Raw genomic sequence first — 15,790 nt, 5'->3', positions numbered from 1 at the left:
GACTGACGATGGTCGCATCATCTCTCGAGTGTATTCTGAGTTAGCCGGTTATGCGACCCATAGACAAGCGCCTCCGATCATTCCCGCGCCAGCCGCCGCAAGCAGCAATCGCTCACCACGAACAAATGGCTTGGCGGCGTTGGCGACGGAAAGGGAGAGGGCGATCGTCGCTGCGGACGAGTTGCCAAACATCTCGATTGTTCGTGAGGTCCGCGAAGGGTCGATGCCAAGATCGTTACAGACGGCATCAAAAATCCGGGTATTTGCTTGATGTGGAATGAAGCGATCGAGCTGCGATGCCGTCAGGCCAGCCCTCGTGAGCGCGACCCTCGAACAGTCTGTCATGACGGCAACTGCGCGCGAGAAGACCTCTTTTCCATCCTTCATCGACATGAGAACGTCACTGGCGTCGATCTCCCTCGTAAACGGCCGGCTGCTTCCGCCCGCCGGAATGGTGATCAGGTCATAGCCGCTGCCATCGGACGCGAGTTCTACGGCCCTCAGTCCGGCCTCTGGTTCGTCGGTTGGGGAGAGCACCACAGCGCCAGCAGCGTCGGCGAAGAGGACAGCAGTGGCCCGTTCGCTTGGATTGATACGTCGAGACAGGATATTGGCAGCCACCACGAGGACCGAGCGACCATGCTGACGCACAAAGGCGTCAGCCAGGGCGAGCGCATACAGAAAGCCAGCGCACGCCCCGGCGAGATCGATCGCGCCCGATCGCGCGAGGCCCAGACGGTGAGCAAGTAGCGGGGCGGAGGGCGGAAGAAGATGATCAGGTGTCGAGGTCGCAAGGAGGGTAAGAGCAATATCACCCGGCGCAACACCTGAGTTGTCCAGTGCCATACGGCCAGCATCTGCTGCCAAGCCGCTCAGAGTGTCTGCTTCGTTCGCCCAATAACGGCTCCGAATGCCTGTCCGGCGTTGAATCCACCCATTCTCAAGCCCCAAGGCGACCTCGATCTCGGCATTCTGAACACAACGGCCGGGAACGGCATGCCCGAAACCCACCATGCGAGAGCCAGCGGCCGGTCCCATCAGGATCTCCCAAGAATGATGGAAGCTACCTCGTCGATGGCGTCATAGGTGGTAGCGAGCTCGGATGGTGTGACACAGTAGGGTGGCATCATGTAGATTACGTTGCCAAGCGGCCGAATGAGCAGACCACGCTCGCGAAACAGTTTGCGCATGCGTGGACCGACATCGGCAAGATAGCCACTGGCAGTCACGTTTAAGTCAAGCGCCGCAATCGTTCCCGCTTGTCGCACGGCCGAGAACCGCTCGTCGCCCTCGAAACGTTGCAAACTCGTGCGATGGTAAAGCTCCATCGTCTTTATGCGCGCCGCCACGTCCTCGTTCTTCCATACCTCGAGGTTCGCTACGCCAGCCGCGCAAGCGATAGGGTTTGCGGTGTAGGAACTGAAATGAAAGAATGTCTTTCGCCGATCCGTTGAAAGATGGGCGTCGAATATCTCGGAAGTACAAAGCGTAGCCGCGAGCGGCAGAGCGCCGCCTGTCAGGCCTTTTGACGTGCAGAGTATATCCGGCAGGAGCCCTGCCTGTTCGCAGGCGAACATGGTTCCCGTCCGCCCCCATCCCGTCATCACCTCGTCGGTGATAACCAAGCACCCAGCCCGATCGGCGATCTGCCTTATAGCGGTGAGGACGTCCGGGGCGTAGGTCAGCATGCCTCCTGCGCCGAGAACGAGTGGCTCAAGGAGGATGGCGGCGACACGCCCCGTTCCGCAAGCAGTCTCAAAGGCGTCCAGCGTCTGCTTCTCGAGACCTTGCTTTGGAAAGGGGACGCGATCGACACCAAAGAGCAGTGGCGCGTATGCGGCATTGAATACGCCGCGTTCGCCTGCAGACATAGTGCCAATGGTGTCGCCGTGGTAGCCGTGCTCCATCACGACAATGCGGTCGCGCGTCTCTCCGATGTTGTGAAAGTATCCAAGCGCCATCTTCAAGGCGACCTCGACGGAGGTGGAACCGCTGTCGGAAAAGAACACGTGCTTCAAACCGGTCGGCGCGACCGCAAGCAGCCCTTCGGCGAGACATTCAGCTGGCTCATGTGAATACTCCGCAAAGATTACCTGGTCGTACGTTTCCGTTGCCTCGCGGATTGCTCGCATAATCACTGGGTGTCGATGACCATGGGTTATCACCCACCAAGAAGAGATAGCATCGAGCACGCGGTTGCCGTCTTCATCGAAGAGATATGCTCCTTCCGTCGACACGATCCGCTTCATCGGAGGTTCCAGTGCATGCTGGGTAAATGGATGCCATACGATAGGATTTCTCATGAGCGGGCGTCCGCGAAAGTTTCGAGATCGAAATTCTCGTGGAAAGCCGCGCGCAAGGCCGCTGCCGTCAAGTTGGGTAGGATCGGCAATCGACCGAGAGACCTGACGCCACTAAGTTGGACGATGATCCTTTGGGTCTCGAGATTCATCTCTCCGATAAACGCTATGCCAAATATGGGTATTGCGCGATTTCGTAAGGCTTCGATAGACAGTAGAGTGTGGTTGATCGTGCCAAGCGTTGTCCTTGCGCACAGGATGACAGGTATCTTCCATTGGGCGAATGCATCGGCAAACAACAGTTGCTCGGAGAGCGGAACCATCAAGCCCCCGGCTCCTTCGATGACGAGAGGTCCATTTACGGATGGCGGGTCAAGCGTTTCCGTAACAATTGATGTGCCGTCAATTCGGGCTGAGAGATGTGGCGAGACAGGCGTTGCAAGCCTGTAGGCCTCCGGCAAGATTCGCTCTGAAGGAACCCCTCCGAGTCGACGAACAATTTGTGTGTCCGTCTCCTCGTCGAGACCGGATTGCACGGGCTTCCAATAATAGCTCCCCAGGGCGCTGGTGAGGGCGGCCGAGAAGATGGTCTTGCCAACTCCCGTATCCGTGCCGCTGATAACAAAGCGAGTCGTCATGACGCATTTCCCTGCAGTGTTGCCGATAGCCGTGTGAACATCGCTTCAATCTTCTCTTCGTCGACGTTCAGCGTGATGGAGATTCGTAGTCGCGCGGTTCCTTCGGGAACCGTGGGCGGGCGAACTGCGCGAACGTCAAAGCCTTCGGCTTGCATCTCACGGGCGATTGAGACCGCACGGCCGCTGTCACCGACTATGACGGGAAGTATCTGCGAGCCGCTCGGCTTTTTGGCCAGCCGAGATTGCATTTGGCACCCGGCATAGGCCGTGAGTCTCTCCAAGCGGGTCCGCCGGCTGCTCTCGTCAACGAGAATTTGAAGCGCCTCGCGCACCGCGGCGGCCATCAAAGGTGATGGTGCGGTAGAATAGATGAAGTTGCGTGCTCGATTGACCAGGTAGTCCACCATGATCTTCGGGCCACCCAACAAGGCACCTGCTGCGCCTAGCGCCTTGCCACATGTATGCAGGGTGAGAATGTTGGTCTTCACGCCGAGTTCGGCGGCGAGCCCTCGACCGTCAGGTCCAAAGACGCCCGTAGCATGAGCTTCGTCAACGACAAGAAAGCCTTCATTGCGATGCGCGAGTTCCGCCAGTTCTCGCAAGGGCGCTTTATCGCCATCCATCGAATAAAGACTTTCAACGCCGATCCATGGCACGCCTTTTCCGCCAAGTTCGCGCCAACTTCTTATTGCCCGCTCGAATGCACCGACCTCGTTATGAGGCACCGCGCTGGTGGTGGCCTTGCTTGCTCGAATGCCTTCACGTGCGCTCGCGTGGATCAGGTCATCATAGACAATCAGGTCGTCGCGCTGCGGAAGTGTCGAAAAAAGCGCAGCATTAGCCGCATAACCGTTGGCGAAGTAGATCACCTTCTCTGCGCCAAAGAACCGCGCCGCCTCCTCTTCAAGCATCTCGTGCTCGAGATGATTCCCCCGTAGCAGCCGTGAGCCGCCAGCGCCGACGGGCACGCCTCGATCGATTGCTGTGGTGATTGCTTGTTTTAGGCGGGCGGAATTTGCGAGCCCAAGATAGTCGTTCGAGGCGAAATCGATGCCTGATCCCATGGCAACGGACCGAAGGCGCGCCCTTCGCTGCAGGCCATTTAGCGTCTTCGCGAAGCGGGCCAGTGCCTCTGCACTCATGACCGGTATTCCGATGCCATCGGCTGCAGACCGAGTCGTCGAAACAGCATGGCATCTTTATCTTCCGCCGGATTGTCTGCCGTCAAAAGCGTTTCGCCAACGAAGATCGAGTTGGCCCCGGCGAAGAAACAGAGTGCCTGCATCTCATCGCTCATGTCGGTGCGTCCGGCTGACAAACGGACATGGGCCTTTGGCATCAAGATACGAGCAAGGGCAATTGTGCGTACGAAATCGATCGGATCGACGGCGGCAGCGTTCGCAAGCTTCGATCCGGGGATCGGGATCAGCATGTTAATTGGAACGCTCTCTGGCTGTTCCGGCAAGTTTGCCAGAGTTACCAGCATCGAAATCCGGTCGGCGACGGTTTCGCCCATCCCGAGAATGCCACCAGCACAGACCTTGATGCCAGCGCTACGGACATTTGAGAGGGTCTCCAACCGATCCTCGAAAGCGCGGGTGGTGATGATCTCCGGATAGAACCGTTCGGAGCTGTCGATGTTGTGGTTGTAGTAATCCAAGCCTGCAGCGGCGAGGCGCTGGGAGTGCTCTGGCGTGAGCATGCCAAGGGTCATACAGGTTTCCATGCCGAGGGCTCTGACTCCCTCGACCATTGCAACAAGTGTGTCCATGTCGCGGTCCTTCGGGCTACGCCATGCCGCGCCCATGCAATACCGCGTCGCTCCGCCATCGCGTGCCTGCCGCGCTTCCGCAAGGACCCGCTCGACTTCCATCAATTTAGAGGCCTTGAGCCCGGTAGGGTAGTGAGACGACTGACTGCAGTAGCCGCAGTCCTCGGCACAGCCTCCAGTCTTGATCGAGAGCAAGCGGCTCATTTGGACAGTGTTCGGATCGAAGGTTTCACGATGTATCTGCTGGGCGCGAAAGAGAAGGTCAATAAATGGCAGATTATAGATAATTGTAGCGTTTGCCTCAGTCGACACTGCGCTTGGACGCTCGTTCAGTTGCTTCATAGCTAATTCCTTGCCCGCTTCAATAGATAGAATCACGTTTTATCTATAAAATGGATCCGGCCGCAGCCACGCAACCAACCAGTTGGGGAATTTGGTGCGATGGCAATCTGTGCGGTAGGTTGTGGACGAGCGCTCTTGATCTACCGTGCGGAGGGTCTAGGCTTCGAAACCAAAAGCGCGGCTTGTTTAGCGCTGGATGGGAGCAACTCGCTGCACGTGTCGTTCGAGAACTACGACAGCTTGGCTAACTTCGCCTTTTCGCAAGTGGTCGAGGATCGAATGGTGATCGAGGTCGATCCGTGGAGACCAAGCTGAGCCGAAGGTTGCGAAAACGTACCGGGAACCGACCATTTGCAGGTCATCTATGGCCGCCAGCAGGCGCGGCATTTTGCAAGGCGCAAGCAAGAGGTGATGGAAACGTCGATTTGCCTCATACCATGCTCTTGCGTTCGACGCCGTATCGCCAGCGATCATGGCCGCCATCGCTTCATCCAAAATGGCTGGCGTAAGGTTCGGCGCGGAACGTCGCAACGCTAGCCCCTCGAGAACCGAGCGCATGATCGCGACCTCTTCCACCGCTTCCTTGGAGAAACTGGCTACCCGAACACCGCGGCGACTCTCGCTGATAGCAAGCCCTTGAGCCTCCAGGCGACGAAATGCTTCTCGCACTGGGACGTGGCTTGTATCAAACTCCTCAGCGATATGGTCTTGCCTCAACTTGCTGCCCGGCTCCAGTTCACCTGCGATAATTCGCTCAGCAAGAACGCGGCTTATACGATTGGCAATGGTGTCTTCGGCTGCAGAGGTCATCGCCAGTAAATAGAAGCTGACGAACCGACTGTCGAGCGGGCGCGTAGGACTAATCGTCGGTTACAGTAGGTTGACCGCTATTCCCGCTTGAGGAAACGATATCATCGCGCGTCGCATCTCCAAGTGGTGTCGACATTAGACAGGCCACGTGGTTTCGTGGATTCCGACGGCTTTACGATCCACCGGCTCACCGGGCTCGATAGGCAAAATAGGTCAGACCTCTTCGATACACCTGATCAAATCGTCGGCGAGAACCGGCTTCTGGAGGAGTTCTCTTGCCCCGCCAGCTATCGCCCGCCTTCTAATGACCTCGTCCTTGAGTGCGGTCATCATGATGATCGGCATGTGCGGCCAACGCCGTTTGACGATGTCCAAAAGTTCGAGCCCAGTCATCTCCGGCATGTTGATGTCGGTCAAAAGCAGTGCGACGAGGTCGATGCTATCATAGGCGAGAAACGCACGCCCCGAGCTGAAGGGGAGGGCGTCGTAGCCCATGGACTCGAGAAATCCAGATGTTGCCTCGAGAAGCGCTTCATCGTCGTCAACGATGGCTACTGATTTCTTGTCGCCAGACACTTGATGTTCCTTTTCCCGACCTACGGGCTTGAACATCTAGTTAGATTGAATGACCGCGATTTGTAATAATACGATTGTATGAGTATCCCGCCGTCCGTGCTCGAGGCACGCGACGGGATGTCGATTTCAGGCCAAGGACTTGAGTATCTCGACCTTTCTCACCAGGTCGGCGAGGGACGTCACGTTCATTTTTCGCATCACGTTGCCGCGATGGATTTTCACCGTCACCTCGGAGATGTCCAGGAGATGGGCGATCTGCTTGTTTAGAAGACCTTTGACGACCGCTTCCATGACCTCACTCTCTCTCGGCGTGAGAGATGACGCTGCCGCTATCGCCTCATTGGCGGCCCCTAATTCGACGCGGCGCACACGATCTCGCTCAATGGCGACGGAAACGGCATCTAGCATTTCCTGATCCCGGAATGGTTTGGTCAGGAAGTCAGTAGCACCTGCCTTCATTGCGCGGACGCTCATCGGCACATCTGCATATCCGGTCATGAATACGATCGGCAGTTTGTTGCCCATACCGTTCAATTTGGCCTGGAGATCGAGTCCGCTCAGTCCGGGAAGCCGAACATCGAGGATCAGGCAACCCAGACGGTCCGGCAGTGGTTCAGCAAGGAGTTCGGTCGTTGATGAAAAGCCGAGGGAATCTATTCCCACCGAGCGTAAGACATCTCTAACGCCGTCGCGCATCCCGTCATCATCATCAACGACGACTACCAGAGGAGCATCGGCTTTGGCGGCCGTGGTGTCATGCGCCTGATTACCTGCTGCTGCCGACATCGGCATGGACCTCGTATATTGGATTAGATCGCCAGCTGCCATCAATGCTGCAACGGAACCGGGCGGTGGTTTCTGCAATTAGGTACTACGCGCGGGCGCAAACCTCGACCTAGCTCTAAGGATAGGTACTGTGAGCAGGCCAATATTTGTAGTGTCGACTTGGTTTGGGAGGGTCGCAACTTCCACGACGAAATCCCAGGATCGATTACGATGAACGCCAGAGCTCAGTCCGACATCCCTCATGTTGGCGAGGACCCAATACCAAGCGGAATGACATTTCGGATTCTGATGTCGAGCCTGGTTGGGACGTCGGTGGAATTCTACGATTTCTACATCTACGCCACTGCTGCCAGCCTCGTCTTCGGCCCGCTCTTCTTTCCGGCAACCGTCTCATCAATGGAGCTGATCGGGGCTTACGCCAGTTTTGGGATCGCGTTCATCGCCCGGCCACTGGGTGGTGCAGTATTCGGACATTTCGGCGACCGGGTTGGGCGCAAAGCCACTCTCGTCGCTTCGCTCCTTCTGATGGGAGCATCGACTGCGGCGATCGGTCTGCTTCCCACTTATGCGATCGCAGGATGGCTCGCGCCAGCATTGCTTTGTCTACTCCGGTTCGGTCAGGGGCTCGCCCTCGGTGGCGAATGGACAGGTGCTGCGCTTCTCGCTCTCGAGAACGCTCCAAAAGGATGGCGAGCGCGTTACGCGATGTTCGCCCCTCTCGGCGCTCCGATCGGCTTCGTTTTGGCCAACAGTCTATTTTTGGTGCTCACGCTGACGCTTTCCCCCGAGCAATTCTCTGATTGGGGATGGCGAGTGCCTTTCCTGTTGAGCGCGCCATTGGTTTGGATGGGTATCTGGATTCGGTTCAACCTCGTCGAAACGCGCGACTTTCACGCTGCGATAAGCAAGTCGAAGCCCTCCCGCGTACCTTTGCTCGACATATTCCGGCACCATGTGGACGAGGTGATATCCGGCGCTTTCGGCGTCGTCGCCTGCTTTTCACTCTATTACGTAGTGACGGCGTTCGCCCTCGGATACGGCACGTCCGAGCTTGGCTACACCCGATCGTCTTTCCTGATGGTGGAGCTTGGCGCGATCCTCTTTATGGCTGCTGGTATCGTGGTCGCGAGCTGGCTTTCTGACAGGATCGATCCCGAGCGCATTCTGATTTTTGGTTGTGCAGGCACGATAATATCGGGCGTCGTGCTCGCGCCCATGCTGGGAAGCGGGTCGCTATTGGTCATCTTCCTGTATCTCGCCTTCTCGCTCTGGGTGATGGGATTCGTGAACGGACCGTTGGGCGCGTGGTTGCCGGGCCTGTTCCCAACCCGAGTTCGCTACTCCGGGACATCAGTCGCTTTCAATATCGGCGGCATCATCGGCGGGGCTCTGACCCCGGTAGTGTCCCAAGCCCTCGCTCAGTACAGCGGACTGGTTGCGGTCGGTTTCTATCTAGCGATCACAGGCGGCTTGAGCCTTATAGCGTTCGATGCCAGCGCCAGGCGCAAAGCGCTGGGAGCGCTTGCCCAGAGTGAGACGAGATACCGCTCCATTTTTGCGCAGAACCATGTATCACTCTGCGAGGTCGATCTTTCGCTTCTATGGAAGCGGCTCGAACATGTGCGATCTCTCCCGGCGGAAAAGTTGAATTCCTACCTTGAGACCGCGCCGGAGTTTGTCGACCAATGCTCGAAGCTGGTGAAGTTCGTGGACGTCAACGACGCGACTGTCCAGCTGCTTGGGCGAGAGAGCGAGAGGGACGTGCTCGGTTCCATCGACCGGTTCCTTCCTCCGCATAGCGAGCTGATCGAGGCCATCATCCTCGGCATGTGTTCGGGTGACGACCGAGTAGAGATGGAGGCACGCCTTCTCCGGAGCCCGGGCAACGAAGCCATTGTGATCTTTGTCATCGCTTTTCCAGAGGACAAGGACACGTTCGACCGCGTTGCTTGCGCCATGATCGACGTGACACAGCGCGAGCAAGCCAAAGAAGCGCTGATGGCGGCGCAAGGCGAACTCGCAAGGGTAGGGCGAGTTGCGACCGTTGGCGCGATCTCCGCCTCGATCGCCCACGAAGTGAACCAGCCAATCGGCGCTGTGGTGATGAGCGCTCAGGCCTGTATGCGCTGGCTCAAAGCCAATCCGCCGGACATCGAAGCCGCCTCGACAGCGGCGGAGCGCGCGATCAAGCACAGCATGCGGGCTAGCGAGATCATCCAGCGCACCCGCGAGCAGGTTCGAGGCACCAAGAGAAGGTTGGAAAGCGTTGACTTGACGAGCATCGTCACGGACGTACTGGGATTGCTTGACCGCGAGCTGATGTCCGCGTCGACAAAGGTAACGACCGACTTCTCGATCCGTGATCCAGTTGTCTTGGCAGACAGGGTCGAGATGCAGCAGGTCATCGCAAACCTCATAACCAATGGCCTCCACGCGATGGGCGGAGTGCCGGCCGAGCGACGCGACCTCGATATCTCCATGGCCGCCACGGATCAGGCGATGGTTCGGCTGCAGGTCCGCGATCACGGTACTGGCATAGCGCCGGAGAACCTTGCCAAGCTCTTCAGCCCGTTCTTCACGACCAAGAATGACGGCATGGGAATCGGCCTCGCAATATGCAAAACGATTGTCGAGGCACACGGAGGTTCGCTCACCGCCCGAAATAATGAGGACAGCGGGGCCGTTTTTGAGATCGTCCTCCCGTTGGCGGGCGACGAGAAGGAAACAGCACATCTTCTCGCGGCGATGGGCGCGTAGCCTTCAAATCGAAAGCACCGTTCCGCCACGCGCCTTTGCCATCTCAACTTCTCAATAAGTTGTGACCCGAAGTTACAAGAACACCACAGGGGCAAAAGTTACGGTGAAGCGCACTTGAGGGCTAACTACGCCCTCGGATTAAACATGGAGTTTTCTGTGAAAAATTACCTCGGCACACTAAACCCAACAGACCTGTCAAAGCCACGACGGGTCGGAGGGTTTCTCGCTGGATCGTTGAGCCTGGCTTTGGCTTGCGCCTCTCAGGCTGACGCCCAATCGGCAAAGTCGACCACCGGTCTCGACGTCGCCACCGCGCAAAAAGTCATCTCGGCCGCGATCGTTGAAGCTCGGAAGGGGCCGTCCTCGAGCGTTTTCGTCGTCGACAACTCGGGCGCTGTCGTCGCAGCCGAACGTATGGACGGAGCCTTCCCGGCAAGTGCGAAGATCGCTCAGGCCAAGGCCGAGACGGCAGCCGCATTCTGGCAGAGCACGGGAAACCTGGAAAACGCGGCGAACGGTGGCCGTGCGGCTCTACTGTCGTCGGGTTATGTAGTTATGCAGGGCGGTATTCCGCTCAAGTTGGACGGCAAGGTTGTCGGTGCGATCGGCGTGAGTGGCGGAAACAAGGATCAGGATGAGGCGGTTGCCAAAGCTGGAGCCGCGGCCTTCGACGAGTGATCGTCAGGTCTTCGCGCTTCAATGTTGAATCAAACTGACTGAGCCAGCCCGTCGAGCGATGCTCGGCGGGCTGTCAACGTCAATGGCGGCTCAGCCGTCGTCAACGACCACGGTCTCCGGCCTGTCGCCGCCGAGAGCGTGCTCGTGCCGCCAAATGCCGTCCGCGGTCTGGTAGCTGATTTCAGCATCGCGGCCTTCGAGATGCTGTCGCTCCGCAGCGATCTTGGCGGCCTCTAGTGCCTGATGATGGGTCGGAAAAGGCTCGGACCAAACATTGTCTAAACGATAGGCATAGCCGCCATCATGTTGGCCAACGTGATAAGTGATTTTCAACAAAGTTGCTCCTGGTACAGTGCGCGCGGCAAGCGCGGCTATAAGACTTGCGTGAGTCCCGCGTGTACGCTTTCTCCGCGGAGCTTCAACTTACAGCGACGGTGGCATTGCCGGATTGTCCAATTCGCGCGTGCCACCTCGAGAGTGTCGACGGGCAAGCGCTACCGATCGACGGCCGTAAGGTACAATATCCGATCAATCGTCCCGGACAAACTGTCTCCCTGGTAATGCCTCGAGAGACAAGGGTCCTGCGATGAAGCCCAACTTGCCCGCCAAAAAGCGGAAATACGCTCACTCAATAATCTTTGCGACTATGGCGGCAGTCTGTACTGCGACGGCAACGTTTGGACAGGATATGTCCGGTCCGCCCCCGGTGACGGTCGCGAAGCCAGTGGTTCGAATGGTTACGGATCAGGACGATTTCATTGGCAGATTCCAGGCTGTAGAGGAAGTCGTTGTCCGAGCGAGGGTCGGGGGATACCTGGACAAAGTCCAGTTTACGGACGGCGCGCTCGTCAAAAGCGGTGACCCTCTTTTCGTGATCGATCAAAGGCCTTCCGAGACCGCTCTCGAAGAAGCGACCTCGGCGCTCGAGGTAGCGAAATCCACTTTGACCTATGCGGAGGCCCAGTTTCACCGAGCCGAAGCGCTTTCCACCAGCGGCAGCCAATCGATTTCGATACTGGATGACCGCCGGCGTGAGTGGATTTCGGCACAAGCCAACGTTCGAGGAGCCAAGGCGACCGTCGACCGCGCCCAATTGGACCTCGGTTACACGCAGATCACAGCGCCGCTGAGCGGACGGATTGACAGGCACATGATCTCGCCCGGAAATCTGGTCCAAGCCGACCAGACCGAGCTTACGACGATCGTCTCTTTGGATCCGATCGACTTCTACTTCGATGTCGACGAGCGTCGGCTTCTGTCCTACGCCGCGCTCGCCCGTGAAAACGGCAAGTCCCTGCAGGAGGGCGGAGGTGGCCTCGACGTAACTGTGACGATCGCGGATGGCGCGTCGAAGCCTTTTCACGGGAAGCTGAACTTCTCGGAGAACAAGGTCGACAGCCAGTCCGGCACGATGCGCGTCCGCGCCCGCTTCCCGAACCCCGACCTCGTGCTCCAGCCGGGCCTTTTCGGTAGGGTCGAGGTGGGAGCGTCGAAAGCCTACACCGCTGTTCTTGTGCCGGACGAAGCGCTTTCGGCCGACCAGAACCAGCGGGTCGTCTTTGTCGTCGGCGAAGATGGAACCGTCACCACCAAGGCCGTCCGTACAGGGCCTAAGCTCTACGGGGACCGGGTGATCCGCCAGGGTCTCAAAGGCGACGAAACGATCGTTGTCAACGGCCTGATGCGAGCTCGTCCCGGGAAGCAAGTGACACCGAAAATGACGGAACTTCCGCAGGAAGCCCCTGTTGCGGGAGGGATGAAATGAGGTTCTCTCACTTCTTCATCAGGCGGCCGATTTTCGCGTCAGTCCTTTCCATCGTCTTGCTTATTGTTGGCGGGATATCCTATTTCAATCTTCCGGTCGCCCAGTATCCGGAGATCGCGCCCCCGACGATCGTGGTGCGCACGTCCTACCCCGGCGCGGATTCTCAGACTGTGGCGGATACCGTCGCGACGCCGATCGAGCAGGAGATCAACGGCGTCGAGGACATGCTCTACATGTCGTCCAACTCGAGTGCCGACGGCGCTATGTCGATCACCGTGACCTTCAAGCTCGGCACGGACCTCGACAAGGCGCAGGTGCTCGTCCAAAACCGAGTCGCCATCGCGGAGCCGCGGCTTCCCGAGGAAGTCCGCCGCCTCGGCGTGACAACTGTGAAGAGCTCGCCGGACATCATGATGGTTGTCCATCTGCTTTCCCCGGACAGCCGCTATGACCAGCTCTACATTTCCAATTTTGGCCGTAACCGTATTCGCGACCAGGTCGTGCGGCTAGCCGGGGTAGGGGACGTCATACTCTTTGGTGAGCGGGAATACTCTCTCCGCATCTGGCTCGATCCGGAAAAGCTTTCAGCGTACGGGATGACGTCGGGCGATGTGGTGCAAGCATTGCGTGACCAGAACGTCCAAGTCTCCGGCGGCTCCATCGGTAGCCCTCCGGCCGCCGGCACGAACGCGTTCGAATATACGGTGCGGACAGAAGGTCGCTTTAGCGACGCCAAACAATTCCGATATGTCATCGTCAAGTCGACGGACACCGGCCGCCTAGTACAGCTCCAGGACGTCGCCCGCATTGAACTCAGTGCCAAGAACTACGTCACGAACAGTTATCTCGACGGCATACCGGCCGTCGGGCTGGGTATCTACACCCGTCCTGGTACGAACGCCCTCGAGGCGGCGGCGGCGGTCAGGAAGATCATGGACACGGAGGCGAAGAACTTCCCTCCGGGGCTCGAGTACAGGATCGCCTATGACCCCACGAAGTTCATTTCCGCGTCTATCGATGAGGTCTACAAAACCATATTCGAGGCGGCAGTCCTTGTCGCCATAGTGGTTTTGGTATTCCTGCAATCCTGGCGCACGGCCCTCATCCCGATCGTAGCCATTCCCGTATCGCTTATCGGCACGCTCGCGTTTTTGCTAGCCTTCGGGATATCGCTCAACATGCTCTCGCTTTTCGGGCTGGTTCTCGCCATTGGCATCGTGGTGGACGATGCCATCGTAGTAGTCGAGAACGTCGAGCGAGACCTCAGGAATGGCCTCACTCCAGGCGAGGCGGCGCATGTGACGATGGACGAAGTCGGTACCGCCGTCATCGCGATTTCTTTGGTCCTCATAGCCGTTTTTGTTCCGACAGCGTTTATCCCGGGCATCACGGGACAATTCTACAGGCAGTTCGCAGTCACGATTTCGGTTGCGACGGCTATCTCCGCCCTGAACTCGCTCACGCTTTCCCCCGCCTTGGCGGCGATCGTGCCACGCCCCCACGAACATGGAAAATCTACGGGCATTCTCGCCCGTTCCGGCCAATGGGCGGCCGACAGGTTCAACGGCGGATTCGATCGGCTAAGCGCCGGGTATTCCTGGGTCGTCCGTAGAATGGTTCAGAGCCGGGCGGCGCTAACCATTTCCACCGTCGCGTTCCTCGCGCTGATCGGCGGCACTTACTACATGACTCAGATCGTGCCGCGCGGGTTCATCCCGACAATGGACCAGGAGTACGCACTTGTGGTGGTCCAGCTTCCGGACGGCGCGTCCCTAAGCCGCACGGACGACGTCGTCAAACGCGCTTCGGCACTGATCAACAAGATGCCTGGTATCGCCCATACCGCCTCCTTTGCGGGCTTCAGCGGCGCGACGTTCACCAACGCTTCGAACCAGGGGCTTATCTTTGCTACCTTCGACCCGTTCGAGGAGCGACTCGAGAAGGGACAGTCCGCCGAAAAGCTGATCGGCCAGCTTTACGCCAATCTCCAGTCGATTGAAGAGGCGTTCATTATCGCCATTCCCCCGCCTCCCGTGCGCGGGGTAGGAAACTCCGGCGGGTTCAAGATGCAGATCAAGGACCTCGACAACTCGGATATGAAGCGCCTACTGCCGCTCGCCTACGAAATCATGGGAGCGGCTAGCAAGACGAAGGGACTGGCCGGTGTTTTCACGACCTTTACCGCGTCGAGTCCTCAATACTTCCTCGACATCGACCGGGACAAGGCGCGCTCGCTGAACGTTCCCATCCCGAATATCTTCGAGGCATTGTCTATCAATCTCGGAACCTCGTACGTCAACGATTTCAACGCCTACGGCCGAGTATATCAAGTTCGGGCACAGGCCGAGCAAAGCCAGCGTATGGAGAGGGACGACATCTTGGCCCTCAAGGTGCGATCGGCAACCGGGGCCCTCGTTCCCATGGGCACCCTGGTCGACATCAAGGACACGACAGGCCCTTCTCTCGTACAGCGGTACAACATGTATGTGTCGGTTCCGATCCAGGGTCGCGCCGCCCCAGGCGTCTCGACAGGAAGCGCGCTTGACGCGATGGAGCAAGTCGCGAGCAAGATTCTGCCGCCCGGAACGAGCTTCGATTGGACCGAACTAGCCTATCAGGAGCGGAACACCGGGAACACGGCGACATACATCTTCATCCTGTCGGTGGTCTTTGTCTTCCTGGCCTTGGCCGCCCAATATGAAAGCTGGACTTTGCCGTTGGCGATCATCCTCATCGTGCCGTTGGCGATCCTCGCTGCGCTTATCGGCGTGCATTTGCGCGGACTGGACAACAACATCCTGGTCCAGATCGGGCTGATCGTGCTGATCGGTCTTGCCGCCAAGAACGCGATCCTGATCGTCGAGTTCGCGAGGCAGGCACAGGACGAGGGGGCGAGGCCGTCGAGGCAGCGATAACCGCGAGCAGGCTGCGGCTGCGACCGATCCTAATGACCGCCTTTGCGTTTATCCTGGGCGTCGTGCCTCTGATGGTCGCCGAGGGGCCGGGGGCGGAATTGCGGCAGTCGCTCGGTACTGCCGTGTTTTCGGGAATGCTGGGTGTGACTTTCTTTGGTTTGTTTCTAACCCCAGTGTTCTTTGTCCTTCTGCGGTCACGTTACAAACCGCAGCTGGCAACAAAGACCGAAATGGAGATCGTTACTGGGCAGCTCTCGAATTAAGCAATTTGAAGAAACGACGACTGTGTGGTCGCCGTTTCTTCGCAAGAAATCCCCGTACAGGGAGAGATGATACAAAAAACCTCCGCTGAAAATCGAATCTTGCAAGAATTGATGCCCTTCTTGAGGCCTTATACATTCAGGCGAGGAAACACGGTCGACCTCCTCCTCAACCATCGACCTCCTCTCCTC

At 58.2% G+C, this 15,790-nt stretch carries 12 protein-coding genes and 1 pseudogene; 4 read left to right on the top strand and 9 right to left on the bottom strand.

Annotation, left to right across the window (positions count from 1 at the left end; genetic code table 11):
* Positions 1 to 48: 48 nt before the first annotated feature.
* The 8 genes from AC1DJO_RS25355 to AC1DJO_RS25320 form a co-directional block, all read right to left on the bottom strand.
* Positions 49 to 1,038 carry a beta-ketoacyl-ACP synthase III gene (locus AC1DJO_RS25355; RefSeq protein ID WP_162708599.1) on the bottom strand — a complete coding sequence of 330 codons (990 nt, stop codon included), beginning with the start codon at positions 1,036 to 1,038 and terminating at the stop codon, positions 49 to 51.
* Positions 1,038 to 2,303 carry an adenosylmethionine--8-amino-7-oxononanoate transaminase gene (locus tag AC1DJO_RS25350; RefSeq protein ID WP_112445563.1) on the bottom strand — a complete coding sequence of 422 codons (1,266 nt, stop codon included), beginning with the start codon at positions 2,301 to 2,303 and terminating at the stop codon, positions 1,038 to 1,040. Before AC1DJO_RS25350 ends, AC1DJO_RS25355 begins: the two co-directional genes overlap by 1 nt.
* The gene (bioD, locus tag AC1DJO_RS25345; RefSeq protein ID WP_477973520.1) at positions 2,300 to 2,938 is read right to left on the bottom strand and encodes a dethiobiotin synthase; all 639 of its coding nucleotides are present in this window, start codon (positions 2,936 to 2,938) and stop codon (positions 2,300 to 2,302) included. Before bioD ends, AC1DJO_RS25350 begins: the two co-directional genes overlap by 4 nt.
* On the bottom strand, positions 2,935 to 4,080 hold the full coding sequence (locus AC1DJO_RS25340) for an 8-amino-7-oxononanoate synthase (RefSeq protein WP_112445559.1): 1,146 nt from the start codon (positions 4,078 to 4,080) through the stop codon (positions 2,935 to 2,937). The genes bioD and AC1DJO_RS25340 overlap by 4 nt, the downstream gene beginning before the upstream one ends.
* Positions 4,077 to 5,051 carry a biotin synthase BioB gene (bioB, locus tag AC1DJO_RS25335; protein WP_477973518.1) on the bottom strand — a complete coding sequence of 325 codons (975 nt, stop codon included), beginning with the start codon at positions 5,049 to 5,051 and terminating at the stop codon, positions 4,077 to 4,079. Before bioB ends, AC1DJO_RS25340 begins: the two co-directional genes overlap by 4 nt.
* Before the next feature lie 186 nt (positions 5,052 to 5,237).
* Positions 5,238 to 5,861, bottom strand: a complete 624-nt coding sequence (locus AC1DJO_RS25330) for a GntR family transcriptional regulator (protein ID WP_477973516.1) — start codon at positions 5,859 to 5,861, stop codon at positions 5,238 to 5,240.
* Positions 5,862 to 6,074: 213 nt separating this feature from the next.
* Positions 6,075 to 6,437 (bottom strand): response regulator, encoded by a 363-nt coding sequence (locus tag AC1DJO_RS25325; protein ID WP_112445554.1) that lies wholly within the window; start codon positions 6,435 to 6,437, stop codon positions 6,075 to 6,077.
* Positions 6,438 to 6,563: 126 nt separating this feature from the next.
* Positions 6,564 to 7,223, bottom strand: a complete 660-nt coding sequence (locus AC1DJO_RS25320) for a response regulator transcription factor (protein ID WP_112445678.1) — start codon at positions 7,221 to 7,223, stop codon at positions 6,564 to 6,566.
* A gap of 210 nt (positions 7,224 to 7,433) precedes the next feature.
* Here AC1DJO_RS25320 and AC1DJO_RS25315 point away from each other — a divergent pair, with 210 nt between their 5' ends.
* Both AC1DJO_RS25315 and AC1DJO_RS25310 read left to right on the top strand, forming a co-directional pair.
* The gene (locus AC1DJO_RS25315; protein WP_477973513.1) at positions 7,434 to 9,980 is read left to right on the top strand and encodes an MFS transporter; all 2,547 of its coding nucleotides are present in this window, start codon (positions 7,434 to 7,436) and stop codon (positions 9,978 to 9,980) included.
* Positions 9,981 to 10,124: 144 nt separating this feature from the next.
* Entirely contained in the window at positions 10,125 to 10,658 is a 534-nt protein-coding gene (locus AC1DJO_RS25310; RefSeq protein WP_113470985.1) for a heme-binding protein, read from the top strand.
* A 90-nt stretch (positions 10,659 to 10,748) separates the two neighbouring features.
* On the opposite strand, the gene AC1DJO_RS25305 is transcribed toward AC1DJO_RS25310, so the two are convergent.
* Positions 10,749 to 10,994 carry a DUF2188 domain-containing protein gene (locus tag AC1DJO_RS25305; protein ID WP_112445550.1) on the bottom strand — a complete coding sequence of 82 codons (246 nt, stop codon included), beginning with the start codon at positions 10,992 to 10,994 and terminating at the stop codon, positions 10,749 to 10,751.
* Between the two features lie 310 nt (positions 10,995 to 11,304).
* Here AC1DJO_RS25305 and AC1DJO_RS25300 point away from each other — a divergent pair, with 310 nt between their 5' ends.
* The gene (locus tag AC1DJO_RS25300) at positions 11,305 to 12,423 is read left to right on the top strand and encodes an efflux RND transporter periplasmic adaptor subunit (protein ID WP_477973559.1); all 1,119 of its coding nucleotides are present in this window, start codon (positions 11,305 to 11,307) and stop codon (positions 12,421 to 12,423) included.
* Positions 12,420 to 15,601: pseudogene (locus AC1DJO_RS25295) on the top strand (efflux RND transporter permease subunit). The gene AC1DJO_RS25300 and the pseudogene AC1DJO_RS25295 overlap by 4 nt, the downstream one beginning before the upstream one ends.
* The last annotated feature ends 189 nt before the right edge of the window (positions 15,602 to 15,790 follow it).

The sequence above is a fragment of the Rhizobium sp. 05N430 genome (assembly GCF_056396985.1).
This window is presented reverse-complemented; position numbering and strand designations above follow the sequence as displayed.